At 70.3% G+C, this 2,351-nt stretch carries 1 protein-coding gene; it reads right to left on the bottom strand.

Annotation, left to right across the window (positions count from 1 at the left end):
* Positions 1 to 43 precede the first annotated feature (43 nt).
* Complete coding sequence (locus tag ACIQOV_RS37775) at positions 44 to 2,155, bottom strand: type IIA DNA topoisomerase subunit B (RefSeq protein WP_380540089.1); 2,112 nt, start codon at positions 2,153 to 2,155, stop codon at positions 44 to 46.
* Positions 2,156 to 2,351: the final 196 nt, after the last annotated feature.

The raw sequence follows: 2,351 nt of genomic DNA, 5'->3' as shown, positions 1-2,351 counted from the left end.
GGCCCTCCACCCACGGGTGGAGGGCCCTCGCGCACGGCCGGGATCAGGCGTCGATGCGGGAGCGGTCCAGGGTGGCCGCCGAGTCCACGATGAACTCCTTGCGGGGGGCGACGTCGTTGCCCATCAGCAGGTCGAAGATCCTCTCGGCCTGCTCCAGGTCGCCCAGGTTGATCCGGCGCAGCGTGCGGTGGCGCGGGTCCATGGTGGTCTCGGCCAGCTGGTCGGCGTCCATCTCGCCCAGGCCCTTGTAACGCTGTACCGGCTCCTTCCAGCGCTGGTTCTTGCGCTGGAACTCCAGCAGCGTGGAGCGCAGTTCGGCGTCGGAGTAGGTGTAGTGGTACTTCTCCTGGCCGCGCTTGGGGCTGGTGAGCTCGATCCGGTGCAGCGGCGGCACGGCGGCGAAGACCCGGCCCTGCTCGACCATCGGCCGCATGTAGCGGTGGAAGAGGGTGAGCAGCAGGGTGCGGATGTGCGAACCGTCGACGTCGGCGTCGGCCATGAAGATGACCCGGCCGTAGCGGGCCTGGTCGATGTCGAAGGTGCGGCCCGAGCCGGCCCCTATCACCTGGATGATCGCGGCGCACTCGGCGTTCTTGAGCATGTCGCTCACCGAGGCCTTCTGCACGTTGAGGATCTTGCCGCGGATCGGCAGCAGCGCCTGGAACTCGGAGTTGCGGGCGAGCTTGGCGGTGCCGAGCGCGGAGTCCCCCTCGACGATGAACAGTTCGCTGCGGTCGACGTCGTCGCTGCGGCAGTCGGCCAGCTTGGCGGGCAGCGAGCTGGTCTCCAGCGCGGTCTTGCGGCGCTGGGCCTCCTTGTGCTGCCGGGCGGCGACCCGGGTGCGGGCGGCCGCGACGACCTTGTCGAGCACGGCCCGGGCCTGGAGCTTCTGGTCCTTCTTGGCCGAGGTCAGGAAGGCCTTGAGCTCCTTGGCGACGACAGCCGCGACGATCCGGTTGGCCGCCGAGGTGCCGAGCACCTCCTTGGTCTGGCCCTCGAACTGCGGCTCGGCGAGCCGGACGGTGACCACCGCGGTGAGGCCCTCGGTGGCGTCGTCCTTGGTGATGTCGTCCTCGGCGACGCGCAGCAGCTTGCCCGCGCGCAGCGCCTCGTTGACCGTCTTGGCCAGCGAGCGCTCGAAACCGGTGACGTGGGTGCCGCCCTTGGGGGTGGCGATGATGTTGACGAAGGAGCGCAGCGTGGTGTCGTAGCCGGTCCCCCAGCGCAGCGCGATGTCCACACCGAGGTGACGGGTGACCTCGGTGGGGGTCATGTGCCCGAGGTCGTCCAGGACCGGCACGGTCTCCTTGAAGGTGCCCTCGCCGTGCAGCCGCACCACGTCGCAGACCGGCTTGTCGGGGGCCAGGAACTCGCAGAACTCGGCGATGCCGCCGTCGAAGCGGAAGGTGCTCTCCTCGACCTTCTCGCTCTCGGTGAGCCGCTCGTCACGCACCACGATGGTGAGGCCGGGGACCAGGAAGGCGGTCTGCCGGGCGCGGCTGTGCAGCGTCTCCAGGGAGAGCTTGGCGTCCTTGAGGAAGATCTGCCGGTCGGCCCAGTAGCGGATCCGGGTGCCGGTGCGGGTCTTCGGCACCTTGCGGGCCCTGGTCAGGCCGTTGCCGGGCTCGAAGGGCGCGTCCGGGCTGGTCTCGGTGAAGAGGCCGGGGGTGCCGCGGCGGAAGCTGATCGCGTGGGTGTGCCCGCCGCGGTCGACCTCGACGTCGAGGCGGGCGGAGAGCGCGTTGACGACCGAGGCGCCGACGCCGTGCAGGCCGCCGGAGGCCGCGTAGGAGCCGCCGCCGAACTTGCCGCCGGCGTGCAGCTTGGTCATCACGACCTCGACGCCGGACAGCCCGGTCTTGGGTTCGACGTCGACCGGGATGCCGCGCCCGTTGTCCCGGACCTCGACCGAGGAGTCGGGGTGCAGCACGACGTCGATGCGGTCGCAGTAGCCGCCGAGCGCCTCGTCGACGGAGTTGTCGATGATCTCCCAGAGGCAGTGCATCAGACCGCGGCTGTCGGTCGAGCCGATGTACATGCCGGGGCGCTTGCGGACCGCCTCCAGGCCCTCCAGGACGAGCAGGTGCCGCGCGGTGTAGTTGGAACCGTCGTCGCCGGCCAGCAGCGCGGACGGCACGGTCGTTTCGGCACTCACGCGGCACTCTCCTCGGTGAAGTTCTGTCTCATCGGTCACATCCGGACGCATCCGGACCAAACGCCAGTGCAGCATGCCGCACCGACACCCGTCGCCCTGCGTGCCCGAGGAGCAGCGGTGCCCGAGTGCCGGGCCGCGGTTCCCCCGCGCCGGGCAGCGGTCATGACGCGTCCAGCCATTCCCGCATCCGCTCCAG

Origin of the sequence: Kitasatospora sp. NPDC091257, assembly GCF_044757675.1 — a bacterium.
GTDB classification, from domain to species: Bacteria; Actinomycetota; Actinomycetes; order Streptomycetales; family Streptomycetaceae; genus Kitasatospora; species Kitasatospora lactacystinica.
The sequence above is the reverse complement of the archived record's forward strand: the minus strand, read 5'-3'. Positions and strand labels throughout refer to the sequence as shown.